The sequence below is a fragment of the Kribbella sp. NPDC056951 genome (genome assembly GCF_042674205.1).
In the GTDB taxonomy this organism is placed as follows: domain Bacteria; phylum Actinomycetota; class Actinomycetes; order Propionibacteriales; family Kribbellaceae; genus Kribbella; species Kribbella yunnanensis.
The window spans coordinates 920,256-936,040 of record NZ_JBHUQZ010000002.1; the positions used below are offsets into that span (position 1 = coordinate 920,256).

The 15,785-nt window shown below is 66.6% G+C and carries 14 protein-coding genes; 8 read left to right on the forward strand and 6 right to left on the reverse strand.

Annotated features, from left to right (window positions below; translation table 11 throughout):
* Window positions 1-17 precede the first annotated feature (17 nt).
* Window positions 18-1,229 carry a NosD domain-containing protein gene (locus ACFTSF_RS11735; protein WP_380153792.1) on the forward strand — a complete coding sequence of 404 codons (1,212 nt, stop codon included), beginning with the start codon at window positions 18-20 and terminating at the stop codon, window positions 1,227-1,229.
* A complete protein-coding gene (locus ACFTSF_RS11740; RefSeq protein WP_380153793.1) occupies window positions 1,226-3,088 on the forward strand; it encodes a ricin-type beta-trefoil lectin domain protein in 1,863 nt (620 codons plus the stop codon). The genes ACFTSF_RS11735 and ACFTSF_RS11740 overlap by 4 nt, the downstream gene beginning before the upstream one ends.
* 4 nt (window positions 3,089-3,092) lie before the next feature.
* Here ACFTSF_RS11740 and ACFTSF_RS11745 read toward each other — a convergent pair whose 3' ends face one another.
* Genes ACFTSF_RS11745 through ACFTSF_RS11755 form a run of 3 tightly spaced genes read right to left on the reverse strand, consistent with a single transcriptional unit; the run spans window position 3,093 to window position 9,057 of the window.
* Window positions 3,093-5,291, reverse strand: a complete 2,199-nt coding sequence (locus ACFTSF_RS11745; protein ID WP_380153794.1) for a hypothetical protein — start codon at window positions 5,289-5,291, stop codon at window positions 3,093-3,095.
* A gap of 4 nt (window positions 5,292-5,295) precedes the next feature.
* A complete protein-coding gene (locus ACFTSF_RS11750) occupies window positions 5,296-8,373 on the reverse strand; it encodes a hypothetical protein (protein ID WP_380153795.1) in 3,078 nt (1,025 codons plus the stop codon).
* A 42-nt stretch (window positions 8,374-8,415) separates the two neighbouring features.
* Complete coding sequence (locus ACFTSF_RS11755) at window positions 8,416-9,057, reverse strand: DUF2461 family protein (protein ID WP_380153796.1); 642 nt, start codon at window positions 9,055-9,057, stop codon at window positions 8,416-8,418.
* A gap of 91 nt (window positions 9,058-9,148) precedes the next feature.
* On the opposite strand from ACFTSF_RS11755, the gene ACFTSF_RS11760 reads away from it, so the two are divergent.
* Both ACFTSF_RS11760 and ACFTSF_RS11765 read left to right on the forward strand, forming a co-directional pair.
* Window positions 9,149-9,565, forward strand: a complete 417-nt coding sequence (locus ACFTSF_RS11760) for an SRPBCC family protein (protein WP_380153797.1) — start codon at window positions 9,149-9,151, stop codon at window positions 9,563-9,565.
* A 26-nt stretch (window positions 9,566-9,591) separates the two neighbouring features.
* Window positions 9,592-10,185, forward strand: a complete 594-nt coding sequence (locus ACFTSF_RS11765; RefSeq protein WP_344163534.1) for a helix-turn-helix domain-containing protein — start codon at window positions 9,592-9,594, stop codon at window positions 10,183-10,185.
* On the opposite strand, the gene ACFTSF_RS11770 is transcribed toward ACFTSF_RS11765, so the two are convergent.
* On the reverse strand, window positions 10,186-10,494 hold the full coding sequence (locus ACFTSF_RS11770; RefSeq protein WP_380153798.1) for a winged helix-turn-helix transcriptional regulator: 309 nt from the start codon (window positions 10,492-10,494) through the stop codon (window positions 10,186-10,188).
* A gap of 128 nt (window positions 10,495-10,622) precedes the next feature.
* Between ACFTSF_RS11770 and ACFTSF_RS11775 the strand changes: the two genes are divergently transcribed.
* The 3 genes from ACFTSF_RS11775 (at window position 10,623) to ACFTSF_RS11785 (ending at window position 12,734) form a co-directional block, all read left to right on the forward strand.
* The gene (locus ACFTSF_RS11775; protein WP_380153799.1) at window positions 10,623-11,327 is read left to right on the forward strand and encodes an SDR family NAD(P)-dependent oxidoreductase; all 705 of its coding nucleotides are present in this window, start codon (window positions 10,623-10,625) and stop codon (window positions 11,325-11,327) included.
* A 64-nt stretch (window positions 11,328-11,391) separates the two neighbouring features.
* The gene (locus ACFTSF_RS11780; RefSeq protein ID WP_380153800.1) at window positions 11,392-11,886 is read left to right on the forward strand and encodes a SigE family RNA polymerase sigma factor; all 495 of its coding nucleotides are present in this window, start codon (window positions 11,392-11,394) and stop codon (window positions 11,884-11,886) included.
* Window positions 11,883-12,734: a hypothetical protein gene (locus ACFTSF_RS11785; protein ID WP_380153801.1), complete on the forward strand. Its 852-nt coding sequence runs from the start codon at window positions 11,883-11,885 to the stop codon at window positions 12,732-12,734. Before ACFTSF_RS11780 ends, ACFTSF_RS11785 begins: the two co-directional genes overlap by 4 nt.
* Here the strand turns inward: ACFTSF_RS11785 and ACFTSF_RS11790 are convergent, their stop codons facing one another.
* Both ACFTSF_RS11790 and ACFTSF_RS11795 read right to left on the reverse strand, forming a co-directional pair.
* The gene (locus tag ACFTSF_RS11790; RefSeq protein ID WP_380153802.1) at window positions 12,735-14,045 is read right to left on the reverse strand and encodes a hypothetical protein; all 1,311 of its coding nucleotides are present in this window, start codon (window positions 14,043-14,045) and stop codon (window positions 12,735-12,737) included. It lies immediately after the preceding gene.
* Window positions 14,046-14,122: 77 nt separating this feature from the next.
* Complete coding sequence (locus ACFTSF_RS11795; RefSeq protein ID WP_344163518.1) at window positions 14,123-14,332, reverse strand: hypothetical protein; 210 nt, start codon at window positions 14,330-14,332, stop codon at window positions 14,123-14,125.
* Window positions 14,333-14,443: 111 nt separating this feature from the next.
* On the opposite strand from ACFTSF_RS11795, the gene ACFTSF_RS11800 reads away from it, so the two are divergent.
* Window positions 14,444-15,448, forward strand: a complete 1,005-nt coding sequence (locus ACFTSF_RS11800; protein WP_380153803.1) for a LacI family DNA-binding transcriptional regulator — start codon at window positions 14,444-14,446, stop codon at window positions 15,446-15,448.
* Window positions 15,449-15,785 lie beyond the last annotated feature (337 nt).

Sequence of the window (15,785 nt, forward strand, 5' to 3'; positions counted from 1 at the left end):
AAGACGAAAGGAAGACCATGCCTTCGACGATCTACGACGTCACCACCTGGACCATCCCCGGCAGCCCGGCGACCACCGCCTACACGGACATCGGCGCGATCGTGAACAGCATCATCGCCGACATCAAGACCAACCAGCCGAACCAGGCCTCCAAGCCCGGCGCGGTCATCTACATCCCGCCCGGCGACTACTCGCTGAAGACCCGGATCGTCATCGACATCAGCTACCTGCAGCTCAAGGGATCCGGCCACGGCTTCACGTCGTCGAGCATCCGCTACAACGCCGGCAACACCTCCGGCTGGCACGAGATCTGGCCGGGCGGCAGCCGGATCCGGGTCGAGAACACCGACGGGAACACCGAGGCCATCCTGATCAGCCGCAGCGGCGACCCCCGGCTCAGCTCGATCGAACTGCTGGACTTCTGCCTGGACGGCCTGTCGTTCACGCCGAACCAGAACAGCTACCGCAACGGCAAGATCGGGATCCGATCGGCCACCGCCACCGACTCGCTGCGGATCACCGGGATGGGCCTGGTCTACCTCGAGCGCGGGATCGTGATCACCGATGCCGACGCCCTGCACATCACCGGCAACTTCGTCTGCGAGAACGGCAACTGCATCGAGCTCACCGGCTCCGGACAGGCCAGTATGGTCAACGACAACCTGCTCGGCGCCGGCTATGTCGGCTTCACGATCTTCGCCGAGAACCACTTCGGCCTGATTGTCTCCGGCAACAACATCTTCCCCCGCGGCAAGAGCTCGGTACACCTGAAGACCTGCACGAACAACACGATCACCGCGAACCGCCTGCACGCCTTCTACCCGGGGATGATCCAGTTCGAAGGCGCCTGCCACAACAACCTGATCGGGTCGAACCACTTCCTTCGGAACCTCGAGTCGTTCCCCGCGATGACCGGCTTCAACAACGGGCTCGACGACCTGAACGGCCTGGTACACGTCAACGGCAGCGGCAACACGGTGGTCGGCAACCACTTCTCGTACGACGTCCCGCCGGCGAACATCACGCCGTCCGGAGCGACCCCGACGATGGTCCTGGTGAAGTCGGGGAGCAACAACTACGTCGCCACGAATCACACGGTGGCGAACGTCGCCGTACGGACGGTTGTCCTGGACGGATCGACGGTCAACACGAAGGTCCTCGACAACGGTACGGCGGCGGAATTCCAGGCGCTGAGTGGAGCGACGTACGGGTTCCGGGCCACGCCATGAGGCGGGTCGCCCTGTTCCTGGCCTGGGTCCTCGCCTTCACCGGTACGACGGCCGCCGTGGCCGGCTCCCCCGCCGACTATCCGGAGTACCCGTACGCCGCCACCGACTACACCGAGCCGCTCCGCGGTCAGTTCCACTTCAGCCCGCAGAACGGGTTCATGAACGACATCAACGCTCCGCTGTACTACCGCGGTGTGTACCACCTGTTCTTCCAGCACAACCCGCACGGGCTCGGCTGGGACGCCGCGGTGCATTGGGGACACGCGACGAGCACGGACCTGGTGCATTGGACGCAGCAACCGATCTCCCTCGAACCAGGTGTGCACAACGGCAATCTCTGGTCGGGCGCGGGCTGGGTCGACGTGAACAACGTGACCGGCCTGAAGGTCGGGACCGACGACCCGATCCTGTTGTTCACCAACACCGAGGGCGTCAGCATCGCGTACTCGACCGACGGGGCGAAGACCTTCCAGATGTACAACGGGGGCGCGAAGGTCATCACCGACCCGGTCGAGAGCCGCGACCCCAAGGTGCAATGGGACCCGCAGCACAACCGCTGGGAGCTCGTCACGTTCCGGGCCGGGACCGGCGCCGCCTTCTACACCTCCACAAACCTGCTCAACTGGACCTATCGCGGCGTCTACTCGGCTAGCTGGTTCGTCGAGTGTCCTGACCTCTACCAGCTGCCGGTCGACGGAAACTCCAACGCCCAGAAGTGGGTCCTTCAAGATGCCAGCGGCGAGTACGTCATCGGCTCACTCGACGCGAACGGCCTCTTCGTCTCGGACTGGGCGACCCCGCAACGGATGGAATGGGGAGTCTCCGGCGCAGCCTTCCCGCCGTCCACCTGGTACGCGCCCCAGACCTTCAACCAACTACCGAACGGCCGCGTCGTCCAACTGGGCTGGCAGCCGAGCAACGCCGGTGTGACCTGGACCGGCAACGCGTCGTTCCCAGTCGAGCTCGCCCTGAAGACCTATCCGGAGGGCATCCGCCTCACCCGCAATCCAGTCAGCGAGATCTCGACCATCCGCACGTCCACGCAGACCTGGGGAACGCGCACGATCACCACGGATCCAACGACCGATCCACTCACCGGCATCTCCGCCGACACCTACGAGATCAACGCACAGTTCGACCTCACGGGTTTGACCGCGTCGGAGTTCGGATTCCGCCTGCACGCGCGCTCGGACGGATCGAGCGATCGCACCGTGGCGTACAGCGTCGGCGCTCAGACCCTGTACGGCGTATCGATGCCACCGATCGCGAATCAGGTCACGATCCGGCTCCTCGTGGACCGCGGCCAACTAGAGGTCTTCGGCAACGGCGGCAAGACCGTCGTGAGCGACAACGTCGCCTTCGACTCCTCCCCCACGAGTCGCGGGCTTCGCCTGTACGCCGTCGGTGGCACGGTCACGCTCACTTCGCTCAGCGTCTCCCCCATCGCCTCAACCTGGACGCCCGCTCCTCCGGGCTCGGCTCCAGCCAGCGCCATCGCCTCGACCACCCGCCAAGACATGTGCGTCGACCGCGATGTTGCCAGCGGCAACGTCCAGCTATGGACCTGCCTGGCAAACTCCAACCAGACCTGGACTCTAGACAGTCTCGGTTCGCTCACCACCGCAGGCGTCTGCATGGAGGTACCACCCGGCCAGACAGCCAACCTGACCTTGGTCCGCGTCGCAGCCTGCTCAGGCGCCAGCAACCAGAAATGGACCCGAGGCAACTTCGGCACCCTCGTCAACCAAGCCTCCGGCCGCTGCCTCGACCTACCGGAGGCCGTCTTCACCAACGGCCGCCGGCTACAGATCTACGACTGCGTCGGAACCCGCAACCAGAGCTGGGTCGGCCCAGCCTGATCCATTACGGGTAGCGGTATTTTGAGAGTTCGGTTTCGAGGCGGCGGTAGCGCTCTTCCAGGTCTGCACGTTTGGAGGGCTGCGGCTTCTGCTGCTTGGGCGGCGGCCGGAGCGCGCTCTCGGCCAACCGCGCGAACTCGGGCAGGTCGGCGTACCGGGGGATCTTTTGTTCGGGTGCGAACAGGGCCAGGGCACGGCGTTCCCAGCCGCCGGTTGATGGTGGGAAGCGGATGAGGTGGTGCAGCACCTCGTCCCAGGCCAGCCTTCGGTCGGCTTTCGGGGCGGCGACTTGCTGGAGCAGGATCGTGAAGACCGTTGACGAGGCGACGCTGGCGAGGACGCGGGCGTCGTCGAAGAACGGCACCGAGGCAAGGGTGTCTTTCGACATCAGCGAGTGCGAGCCGACGATCTCGTTGAAGGCGCCGTTGTCGGATTCCAGGGCGAAGATCGAGGCCGCGGACTTGTCCAGCTCTGCGGACTTGGCGTTGCCCTCGTTGAGTAGTTTCTGCAGGTCCGCCACGGCGAACTGCATCAGGAATCCGCCAGCGCCTGGTGCCTCGGTCGGGAGTTGCTCGGCCTTGCGGTCGATGGCGAAGGCGGCGAGCAGGGCCGCGCTGCCCTTGGCGTTGATGCGGCCGCTGTCGGCGAGGCCACGGACGAACTGGTCGTAGTTGCTTTCGGTGTGGCCGCTGCGTTGCAGCCTCGGTTCGAGGGCGGCGGTGTGGCGTTTGAGTTGTAGCTCGAGCTCGGTCTCCTTGACCGTGCGCTTGGGTGGTGACGCACCGGGTGCCAGGGGCCAGTGCGCCGGCGCGACGTTGGCTGCCAGCCGCTGGCGCTCATCGGCGCTCAGGAGTGTCAGCACCAGCGGGATCGACTCCCGGAGCTTCGGCGTCGCGAGTGCGGGCGCGAGCGGTCCGGCCAATGGACCAAGCGCGGTGAGGCCCAACCGTTCGAGGTTCTCGAGGGCGTGCAGCAGCGTGTGGGCGGTGTCCTGCGCCGACGGGAACGCGGGATAGGCGTGCCGCGTACTCGGCGTGGACATCCTGGTCTTACTCAGTACGCCGAAGCTCTCGTTCTTACCGCCCGCCTCGTACGCCGGGTAGCGCAGCCGCCGGAAGAGCTTGCGCTTGAACCGGATCAGCTCGTCCGGTTTCGCCGCGACGAACTCCGGCCGCCGTTTCGCCACGTCGTCCACGAACCGTTTGAGAAACGCCTCGTCGCTTTCGCCTTCGACCTGGGCCGGCCGGTAGCTGCGCAGCTCCAGCAACTCGACCACATTCGAATGGAAGAACCAGTCCTCGACGCCGTGCAGCAGCTTGCCGGTCCGCACCAGCAGGCGTTGCCGGCCGGCTTGGTCCTCGCGCTTCAGTGCCCGCCAGTCGTCCTCGATCCCAGCGAGCCCCTCGGCCAGGTAGGCGACGTAGTGCGCGTCCACCGCGTTCATCACGCCGACCTCGTCGGTCAGGTTCGCCTGCCGCCGACTCGGTTGGTACAGCTTGTTCGCCGGACGCTTGCTCGCGTTCCACACGTACGGCGGCTGGTCGGTGTGCTCATGTGGGTAGTACTGCGTGAAGAATTCGCCGTACACGTCGTCGACGCGGTTCGTCGGGATCGGTTTGATCGAGCCCCACGCGCCGTCGACCCGGTGCGTCACGTCCTGCGCGAATAGCAGTTGGGTGGTTCCTTCGATCGTCAGCCGGAAGAACTCACCGAGATAGCCGTAGTGCTTCGCGTCGTCCGCGGCCACGCCGGGCGTGCGCTCGATCGGCGTACCGAGCAGCTTGTCGATCCACTCGTCGGCGCCGCTCAGGTCGGCGTACGTGTCCGATGGGAGCAGCGCGATGATCCCGCCGATCGCGGCCAGTCCGATCCCAGAGCCTTCGACGACATCGGCCGCCGTACCGGAGGTCAAGCCCTTCAGGTACTGCGATGCTGCGAGCGCCGCGCCGGCTCCGAGCGCGGCCAGACCGCGGAGCAGCTGGGTCTTGTCCTGTACGGCGGGGATGACGAACTCCCGCCAGATTCGTTGCTTGGCGAAGATGTAGGTGACCGGGTCGCGGAACTGCGAGACGTCGGTCAGGTAATTGCCGAGCTCCAGATAGGTGAGGTCGTCAGCCGTCAACTTCGCGTTGTCGAGGAAGGCGACCGGGACGGTCTCCCTGGTGAACAGGAAAATGTCCCGGTGCCTGGAGATGTCGCCCATGAGGTCAGGCCTCGACCCATTCGCCGTCCTCGTTCTGCTCCCAGACCGGCAGCGCGTCATCGGCACGCAGCTTGACCAGGCTGGTCGGAACGCGAACGGTCCACGGGTCACCCTGCGGCACCTCGTCGCCCGGGCGGTCGAGCCGCTCGGCCAGTTCGTCCGCGATGGGCAGGTAGAGCGGGCTGGAGATGGTCGGCAGCGGGCCGCCGTTCCAGACCTCGCCGAAGGTGAGGAAGTGGTCGATCGCACCCTCGAACCCCGGCCGGGCCGGCACGGTCGCCCGGCAGTACCCGGCCTGCAGGAAGTCCACGAACGCCGGGTCGGGATCGTCGTACCCGAGCCGCTCGTCCCATTGGTCCTTGCTGCCCCAGAAGTACGGGTAGGTGACCCAGGACATGTGCTCCCACTCGAAGGCCTGCTCGAAGAACCGGACGTACGTGCCTTCGGCAGCCGCCTCCGCCACGTCGATCTGCGGCAGCCCATTGACGGGCGAGTTGACGACCGCATCGAACAGGTCGAAGTGCTGATCGGTCAGGATGCTCAGGCAGTTCTTCTGCAGCTCCCGGCGGATCGTGATCTGGTTCGCTGCAGGGTTGCGGCCGCGGATCGCGACTCCTGCTTGCAGCTTGAGCTGTGCCAGCTTCTCTTCGTAGTCCGCTACCTGCGCGTTGTGGGCGGAGAGCAGCTTCGCGTGGGTCTCCAGTCGCCACTTGTCCAGCGCCCGGTCGGTCCGCTGACACTTCACCTCGATCGCGACCGCGATCTGCGACGAATGCCACGAGTCGAGCGCGAGCGGAATCGAGTCGCGCTCGTCGTCCAGCGTTGTCGTCCACTGCCATTGGCCGCCCGTCATCCGCTGCACGCGGCGGCCGAGGGCGACATCCAGGCTGGCGTCGGACTCCCAGACGTTCCAGACCCGGGCGACACTGCCGAACACCGCACGGTAGCCGTCGTCGATGGTGATCTGGGCGGAGTGGTTGTAGTTGGTCTTGCTGTCACCGCCACCGCCCTTGAAGTCGGCGGACTTGGTGCGGAACAACTCGGGCGGCGGTGCGACATCGGTGGCGCCGCAGACCTTCACCCAGTACGAGTAGTTGCTTTCGCTGATCTGTGCCGGCGTCAGCGTGAAGTCCGGCGGCTTGGTCAACGTGAGCGCGCTGTTCTGTGCCTGGTTCATGGCGGCAACCAGGAACGCCGCGGGCTCCGGGATCATGAAGTCGAACATCATCCGCAGGCCGTAGTTGAACATCTGAGCCTGATAGACCTTGTTGACCCACTGGTACACGCCGGAGATGTGACCCGTCCCGGTCGTGTTGTCGAGCGTGTGCACGTTCTTCTCGATGGTCTCGGTCAGCGTGCGAGTCGTCGTACGCTGCAGCACCCGCTCGGAGATCTTGCGTGAGGTCCGCTCGGTGACGTCCTGGGAGAACGTCGTCGCCGACTTGGTCGCCTCTTCCTTCGAACGGTTGAACGACCCCTCCGCGCTGGCCGAGAACTCGACCGTCGGGCCGTAGCTGCCGGAGATCGTCAGCCCGGCCTTGAGCGCGACATCCTCCTTGATCGTCTCGCTCGCCTCCCGGCTCATCTCGAACCGATCGGTCGACTCGAGTTCGTGCTCCTCCGACGTACTCGTCTCGGTCTCGACGAAGGTGATCGTCTCGCTCTCCTCGCGACGCGTGTGCTCACGCGACTTCAGCTCACCCTTGAGAATGTTCTCGATGTGCGCGACATCGACGGCTTCGTAGCCGGTCAGTTGCTGCTTGATGATGAGCAGGTCCGCAACCCCGGCCGGCGCGATCTTCCCCTTGGTCGTCGGCACGCTGCCGGGCATCGGGAAGAACGGGATCCCGAGGATGCCACCGGTCCCCAACGCGCCCCAGCCGGTGGTCAGCGGCGTCTTGACCGAGATCAGCGCATCGCCGAACCGGACGAACGAGTGCTTCTCCGGATGCCCCGCGACGACTTCGAGCTCGTCGACCGTGGTGGCCAGGTCGGTCTGCAGTCGCTGAGTCACCTTGTCGAGCGGCGTCGTCGCCAGGTCGATACCGCGTTGCTTCAGGGCTGCCTGCGTCTTCTGCGACAGCTTGCTCCCGACGTTGGGCTTCAGCACGAACCCAACCTCGGCAAGCGCGACCGGCGTGAACGCAGCGCGCACCGGCAGCACCACGTCGGGCGCCTTGACGAGCGTTTGGGCAAGTTCGGCGTACGGCGTGCTGATGTCGACCACCGCGCGCTCGTCGTCCTCTCGCCGCGGCGCACCCTTGATGTGCTGCTCGCGCAGGATCTGGGTGTAGTTGGCCGCACTGCTGACCGCGTTCGTCAGCACCGTGACCTCGGGTGCCCTGGTCGGCTCGCTCGCGACGATCTCGGTAGCGCGGAAGTGGATCGACTCGAGACTGGCCAGCTCCGAGATCGCACCACGCAGTACGTCGTGCTCGGCCAGCAACTCGTCGACCCGCTTGCGGCGGTTTTCGAGGAGCTTCTTGCGCTGCTCCTCAAGCTCCTTCCGCGCGTCCCGAGTGGACAGCCGAGACTTCAGTTCGAGCTCAACCGGCAGTTCGAGCGAACGACGCCTCCTCCGAGCAGAGTCGTTCGCCGGGCGGTTGGCGGCCACATCCGCGATCAGCTCGGCCGTGCGGAGCTGACGCGTCAACCGCTCGATCGGCAGCCCGTGCAGCTGCTGCAACACCTTGATCGCAATCAGGCTGTCGCGCAGTCGCCGTACCGTCTCCTGGTAGTCGTCCCCGGCAACCACATCCTCCGCCGGACTACCGAACACCTCCTCGACCGCGTTGGCCACCTCCGACCACGGCACCTCCCCGGCCGCCTCGAGTGCGTCAACGCGATCAGCAAGCTCATCCAGCCTTGCCCCCAACGGAGTGTCCGACACCCCGGACACGAACTCAGCAGACGCGGCAAACTCCGCCGACGCCGCCTCGATCCCAGGCCGGCCGCCACCGGAAACCACAGCGGCCCGCAAGGCATCTTGATAAGGGGACTCCTGTCCGAGCCCGATCGACAACTGCTCCGGCGCCTGCTCAACCGCAGGCCGCAGGAGCATCAAACGAAACAGATTCTCCATGACTGTATGGAGACCGCCGAGTTCCCCATTAATACAGGGTCGTCAGGCTTGGGCGACCGGTGACACGTTTCGCACCAACCACCGGACCAGCGGCCGTAGTTGGGTAAAGGCGGCGTGCACCTCGTCGGCCGCGGCAGCGGTGTGGATCCACTCGTCGCATCCGAGGTGCCGGCGCGCGATGACGGATCTGTGCCGCAACAAGTGCGCCCGGGGATGGTCGGCTGGGTAGCCTCGCGGCGGTCGCTTCATCAGGTCTCCCGAGATCGCGAAGCCCTCGCGCTCGAGCTTGTGGACGATGGCGACGAGGCGACGCCCACTTCCCGGATCGGCAACTGCTGCTCGGTAGCGCTCGATCTGCGGCGGTGGCGCGTACCACCACGCCGCGCCGACCTCCAGTCCGTCCAGATCGAAACCGACGGTCAGTTCGACGTTCCGGGCCAGCCGAACGTTCGCGGTCTGCCGCTGCCACGCCCCCATAGAGACCCCGCCGTACCGCCACACCGCGAAGTCCTCGTACGCCGGATCGGCATAGGCCATCGCAGTGAGCAGCTCGACCATCGGCCGCCGTACCAGGTCCTCCCGGTCTTGCCGGCACTCCCGCAGGACATCGGCAGCAGGCTCGCCCTCCAGCTGGAGCAGCAGGTCGAAGGCCGACCGCGGCCACCCCTCGAAATCGCCCGTCACGACCAAGGAGCCTAGCTTTATTCGCTCGACAGCGGCGGAACCGTGATTAAACTGAACGACCATGCAGGAAAATAAACCAGAGGTTCGTACCGTGACCGACATCTCCGCCACGCCCGCGACGGTGTGGCGGGTACTGACCGACGTACGGCGTTTCGCGGAGTGGCATCCGACGTTGACGGTTGACGGGGAGGCGCCGGAGTTGAGGGTTGGGGCTGTTGTTTCGTTGCGGCTTGGGGGTGGGGCGGCTGGTGAGCAGAAGTTTGAGGTGGAGATCGTCCAGCTGGCGCCGGAGCGCCTGTTGGTGTGGGAGGGCGGTACGGCGGGGGTGTTCTTCGGGGAGCATTCGTTCGAGCTGGAGGTGTTGCCGGACGGGGTGCGGTTGGTTGACGTCGAGCGCTTCACGGGGTCGATGGCCGAGTCGGTGATCAGCGAGAACCGGGAGGCGCTCGAGCGGGAGTACCGGCAGGTTGGGTGGGCCTTGAAGGAGATGGCCGAGAAGTTAGGCTGACGGTCATCGCGGGAGTCAAGGGGCAGGTGCAGCAACGCGGCGTCGATCGGCGTCGCGCGATCCTGGATGCCGCCGGTGAACTGTTCGGCCGGCAGGGGTATCGCGGGACCGGGCTGGCGGCGATCGCGGCCGACGCCGGCATCACCGCGTCGGCCGTCGTGCATCACTTCGGCAGCAAGGAGGGCCTGCTGCAGGCGGTTCTCGACGACTACGACGAGCGGTCCGCGTCCCGGCTGGCGCACTACGTCGGCCAGGGCGTGACCGGGCTTGTCGACGCGATGCTCGACAACGCGGAGCACATGACCCACAACGTCCACCTCGCGACGTTGCACACGACGCTCCAGTCCGAGCATCTTGAGGCCGCCGAGGACCACCCCGTACGCCGTCGCTTCCTCGACCGGAATCGCATGCTGCGCAAGGCGATCGCGGCCATCTTCCGTACGGCGGTCGCCGACGGCGAGCTCGCTTCATGCCCCGACCCCGAGGCGATCGCGACCGAGATCCTCGCGTTCCAGGAGGGCGCCCTCGTGCTGTGGCGGCTCGACCCGACCGTCGATCTGCACGCCCTCTACGCCAACTACTTCCGGCGCCTGCTGACGGATTGCGGCGCGAAAATGTAGTCAGGCCTGCAAACGGGCCCGGGCCGCCTCGATGTCGGGGACGTGTTGTTCGGCCCAGAGTCGGACCGCGCGGAGTGGGATGAGCAGGGAGCGGCCGAGAGGGGTCAGCGCGTACTCGACGCGCGGCGGGTTCTCGTCGTACTCGCGCCGGCTGATCAGCCCGTCGGCCTCCAAAGAGCGCAGGGTCTCAGTCAGGACCTTCGGGGTGATGCCCTGGATGTGGGCCTTCAGTTCGGTGAAGCGCCGCGGTCCGTCGTCGAGGGCGTTGACGACGAACACAGTCCAGCGGGCACCGATGCGGTGCAGCACGGGTGCGGCTCGGGCAGGTCGCTGCCATCACGTTGTAGGCCTTGCCCATGGGTGCTCCCAGTTCCGTTGAAGATACCGGTATCAAATCCATACCGTGACTCCTGATCCTACGAGAAGGAGTTGGAACCATGGAGCGGATTCTGGTCATCGGCGGCGCCCGGGCGCTCGGCGCGGCGGTGGCGAGGCGTGCGGTCAAGGACGGGTACGACGTTGTGGTCGGTGCTCGTGATCTCGCGGCGGCCGACGTACTGGCTCGCGAGATCGGCGCCACCGCAGTGCGGATCGACTTGCAGGACGAGTCGACGATCGCAGCCGCCGCGGAGCAGTTGAAGGATGGCGTCGATCACCTCGTGACGACCGGGTCGGCGCCGCACGACGTTCGCGCGACCGACCTCGATCGCGACAAACTGGTGACGGCGTTCACGGCGAAGGTGCTCGGTCCCCTGCTCGTCGCCAAGCACTTCGCGCCGGTACTGCGGCCGACCGGATCGATGGTGTTGTTCTCGGGCGTGGTCGGCTGGCGGCCGGGTCCGGGGTCGCTGGTCAAGGGGATCACCAACGGAGCGGTCGAGTACGCCGCGCGCCACCTGGCCGCGGATCTCGCGCCGGTGCGGGTCAATGCCGTCTCGCCCGGGGTTATCGATTCCGGCGCCTGGGATCGCCTCGGCGACAACAAGGCCGGGCTGCTCGACAAGAGTGCGGCCGGCACCTTCGTCGGACGCCACGGCGAGACCGACGACATCGTCGACACGGTGATGTGGCTGCTCCGCGCCGGGTTCGTTTCCGGTGAGACGATCCACGTCGAGGGCGGGGCCCGGCACCGATCTGTCTGAGGCATGCAACCAACTATCTGGGCGGTGGCGTGTCTAACCCGGTACCGAAGATCGGGGAGGACCTATGAGTGAACGCGACGCCGCGTTCGAGGCGTATTTCGCGGCGCGTTCCGACGCCATGCGCGGAACGGCGTACTTGCTGTGCGGTGACTGGCATCGGGCGGAGGACCTGGTCCAGCAGACCTTCACGAAGATCTATCTGGCGTGGCGCCGGATCCAGCGGCACGAGGCGATGGACAACTACACCAGGCAGACGCTGATCCGGACGTTCCTGTCCGAGCGGCGGCGGGGGTGGTTCCGGTTCGAATCGGTCGGAGATACAGCGACTGATCGACCGGCGCCGCCGGGTGGGCTGGCCGACGAACGCATGGTGTTGCTGGACGCACTCGCGAAGGTTCCGCCGCGGCAGCGCGCCGTACTGGTTCTGCGGTACTGGGAGGACGCATCGGTCGATCAGACGGCCGAGCTCCTCGATTGCTCGGCAGGAAACGTCAAGAGTCAGGCCGCGCGTGGGCTGGAGACGCTGCGCGGTTTGCTCGCAGAGGAGAGGGTTCGATGAACGAAGAGGATCTCAACCGGGCACTGCGCGACGCGATGGAGCGCAGTACTCCCCCGCCGTCGATGGATCCTTCACAAGCACTGAACCACGGCCGTACGGCGTATCGGCGGCGCCGGCTGGCGTGGACCGGGCTCGCCGTCGTACCGCTGGTGGCGGCCATCGGCGGTGGTCCGGCCCTGGTCGCGAACCTCGGCGGCGGCGGTTCAGGGGGCGATCTGGTGGCGAGCGGCCCCACGGCGACGGCACCCACCGTCAAGCCGACGGCGGCGCCGACCACCCGCAAGAGCGGCGACCCGTGGCCGGAGGGCCAGTCGGATCGTACGGCGACTGCTGGTCCGCGCATGACCCGAGTGACGAAGCTGATGGACGACCTGAGTTCGTCGGTCCCAGCGGGCTTCACCACGCCCGACCTCAAGGCCCCGGAAGGCCACCGGCTGCGGTATGCGCAAGCGCAGTACGCATCCAACGACGGTGAGCAGGACTACTGGGAGTACGCGGCCACTATCCCGGTCGAGCGGGACGGCAAGGTGGGCAAGCTGCTGCTGAACTCGACCACGCCCGACGGCAAGCCGGCGACGGACCCGTGCAAGCTGGCCAAGGGGTTCTGGGGTGGTACCGGCACCTGCGCAATCGTGGACGTCGACGGCAAGAAGGTCGGCGTGGTGACCACCAAGGGCCAGGGTGAGTTCGACCAGTGGGCCACCTACCGCTACGACGACGGCACCGTCGTGATGCTCGCGCAGGCCAAGAAGTACGAAGGTCAGCCCAAACCGCTGGCGCAACCGATCTTCACCAGCCGCCAGCTGGCCGAGCTGGCGACCGCTGCGAAGTTCAAGATCAGCGACTGATCACCAGTCCAGGTGGACCTCGGGCAGACCGAGCCGCTCGCGCACCCAGGGCGGCCCGGGCGGGTGCCGGACGACCTCCTTGACGAGGTCGTCATGGCTGGGTTCGGAGGAGAACCACGCAGGTTCCTCCCGCGTGGCTTCCCACTCGCGCTCTTTCTCCCAGTAGTCGCGGTTGGCGTCGGCTTCCGGCGGCTCGACGCGCACCATCGAGGGAAGCCCGAGCGGGATGTCGTGGAGTCCCAGGCGGATCCGCCGCAACGCCGCCGCCTCGGGGAAGTCAGGCAGCAACTCGGTCACCAGCGGCCCGCCGGCACCCGCAGGCAGACCCTCCGCGACGATCTCCTCGTGGTCGCCGACCGCGCGCAGGACGACGGTCGCCTCGGGCGCGAGGGCGACCCGGGCCCGGTCGACGTCGTCCTTCAGCATCTTGAGGAAGATCGGTTCCAACGGGCCGGAACTGTTGCGCACCCCCTGGTAGATCCAGTGCACGACACGTTCGTCGGGTGCCTTGGGAAAGGATGCCGAGAACCCGACGACGCTGATGTAGGCGCCGTCGAGCCAGCGCGCGTACTTGACGGGTGAGTACTTCATCAGCAGGCGGCCGAGCCTGGTCCACGGGCCGACCGCGAAGGCGATCGAGAGCATCGCCGCACCGACCACGATCGCGAGAAGCGTCACCACCAGGATCGTCGTCAGTGTCACCAGGACGCCGGCCAGGAAACTCGGCCATCCCCACTGCTCACGCGCGTGATCCCACACGGGATCCACGACCAGGCCCTTGAGACGCTCCACGAGGTCGGCCACATATCCGGCGACACCGGCGGACACAGCCGCGACCACGATGGCACCCGCTCGGCGTACCAGACCTGTCCCGCGCAGTTCGTCGGCCGCCGTGACGAACCCGGCAAGGTGTTGCCCGAACTCGGCGATGACCAGCAGAGTCATCGACAGCGCGACGAGCGCGGCCGCGAGCGGCTGGATCTCCGCGGAGTGCGAATTCCACGCGATGTAGGCGGCCGTCGTACCGGCGACGACCACGCGCAACAGCCAGCAGATGACGACGAGCAGGCGACCGAACCCTGCCACCCCGCGCCGACGCCGGCCCGCCAGCGCAGGGTGCGGCCGTAGCGCGGGCGCGGACACCAGCATGACGACGCCGATCCCGACGCCGACGAGGGTGCACAGGGTGACGCGGGTGCTCCGCGACTCCTCGACGAAGACGAGCGCGATGCTCACCCCCACGACCATCAGGCCTGCGAGTACGCCGATGAGGCGCGCGCCTGCGGGAACCCGACGTGGCCGAAGACTCAACATCCACTCCTCTGCGTAACGACTCCGATGCAGCGTAGTGGGGTCGAGAGTCTCTCGGCGGATGATCCGCGAGTGATTCAGGAGTGCAGGCGGTGCGGGGGCGGTTCCACGGCCCGCGCCGCGCGGTCCAAGGCGCGGGCCAGCGCGGACCGGACATCCGTCGTACGCCGGATCCGGCGGGACCGTCGCGTGTCCGGCACGACCGGCGCATGCGGCCGCGCGCTGTCGATCTCCGACTTCACCTGTCTGATCGCCATCAGCATGAGGGCGTCGTAGTCCCCAGGCATCGTTTCCTCCGTCCGTTACCGTTAACGTGACCGTTAACATCACCGTACGTCGCGGCGCCGGAGTGGTCAACGGATTAAGGCTGGTTGACTGTGCGCATGACAGGGAGACCGATGAGCGAAACCAGCGGGTCGGTGCCCAAGCGCACCACGCTCCGCGACGTGGCCAAGGCGGCCGGGGTCTCCCACCAGACCGTTTCGCGGGCGATCAACGGCAAGGGTGAGATCGACCCGGAGACCCAGCGCCGGGTACTCGATGTCGCCCGTCAGTTGCGGTACCGGCCGAGCAGGTTCGCCCGCGGGCTGGTCCGGCCGGACGTCGTGAGTGTCGGCGTCATCGTGCCCGACGTGGTCAACCCGTTCTTCCCGGAGTTCATCGACGGCGTGATCCAAGCAGCCGGCCGACAGGACTGGCAGGTGGTCGTGGCCAGCACCCAGTACGACCAGGCCCGCGAACTGACGCTGCTTCGCTCACTCAGCCAGCAGGTGGACGTGATCGTCGGCTACCTCACCCATCCCGACGAAGAACTCGCCGCCTCCGTCGGTGGGGTCCCGCTCGTCGTCGTCGACCGCGGCCTCGACTCCCCGACGTACGCCTCGGTGGAGATCGACGCGCTGACCGGCATCCGGGAAGCGATGGATCACCTGACCGATCGAGGGCATCGCAAGATCGGCATGATCGACTGCGTGCCGCCGTGCGGCGACCCGTACGCCCGGCGTCGCATGTTCCAGACGCTGACCGCCGAACACGAACTAACGGTCGACGACAGCTGGATCGTCACCGTCGAGCAATCCGTGGCCGGCGGCAACGCCGGGTTCCGTGAGCTGTGGAAAGCACATCCGGACGCGACCGCCGTACTGGCCTTCAACGATCTCGTTGCCATCGGCGCCCATCAGGCAGCCCGCGACCTCGGCGTCCGAGTGCCCGAGGACTGCGCACTGGTCGGCTTCGATGGACTAACCATCGGCGAACTCATCGAGCCGCCGCTGACCACGGTTCACCTCGACAAGCGCCGGCTCGGCGAACTCGCCGTACAGCAGGTCGACCGACTCCTGTCCGGCGAACTCCCACCCCCCGTGGTCCTCACACCCCAGCTGGTCATACGCCGTACAACCTGATCACAGGTCTTTGCGGAAGAAGTGGTTCGAGTGGCCGGGCGGGTAGTCATGCTTCACGCCGTACTCGGCGTAGCCCTGTTTGCGGTAGAACTCCGGCGCCTGGAAATCGAACGTCGACACATCCGACCAACGACAACCGCGCTCTGCAGCGGCTCGGACTTCAGGTTCTCCGGCTCGAACCGTACGTCGACGATCGGCGAAGCCGCCCTGTTGAACGCCACTAGCTTGTCGGTCAGCTCTTCTTCCCGCTGCCGATCCACCTGCATCTCGAGAGACCACTCGCCTTGCACAGGCCCACTATCGCCGCTCCCCCGAGCGCCAACAACGGGATTTTCGG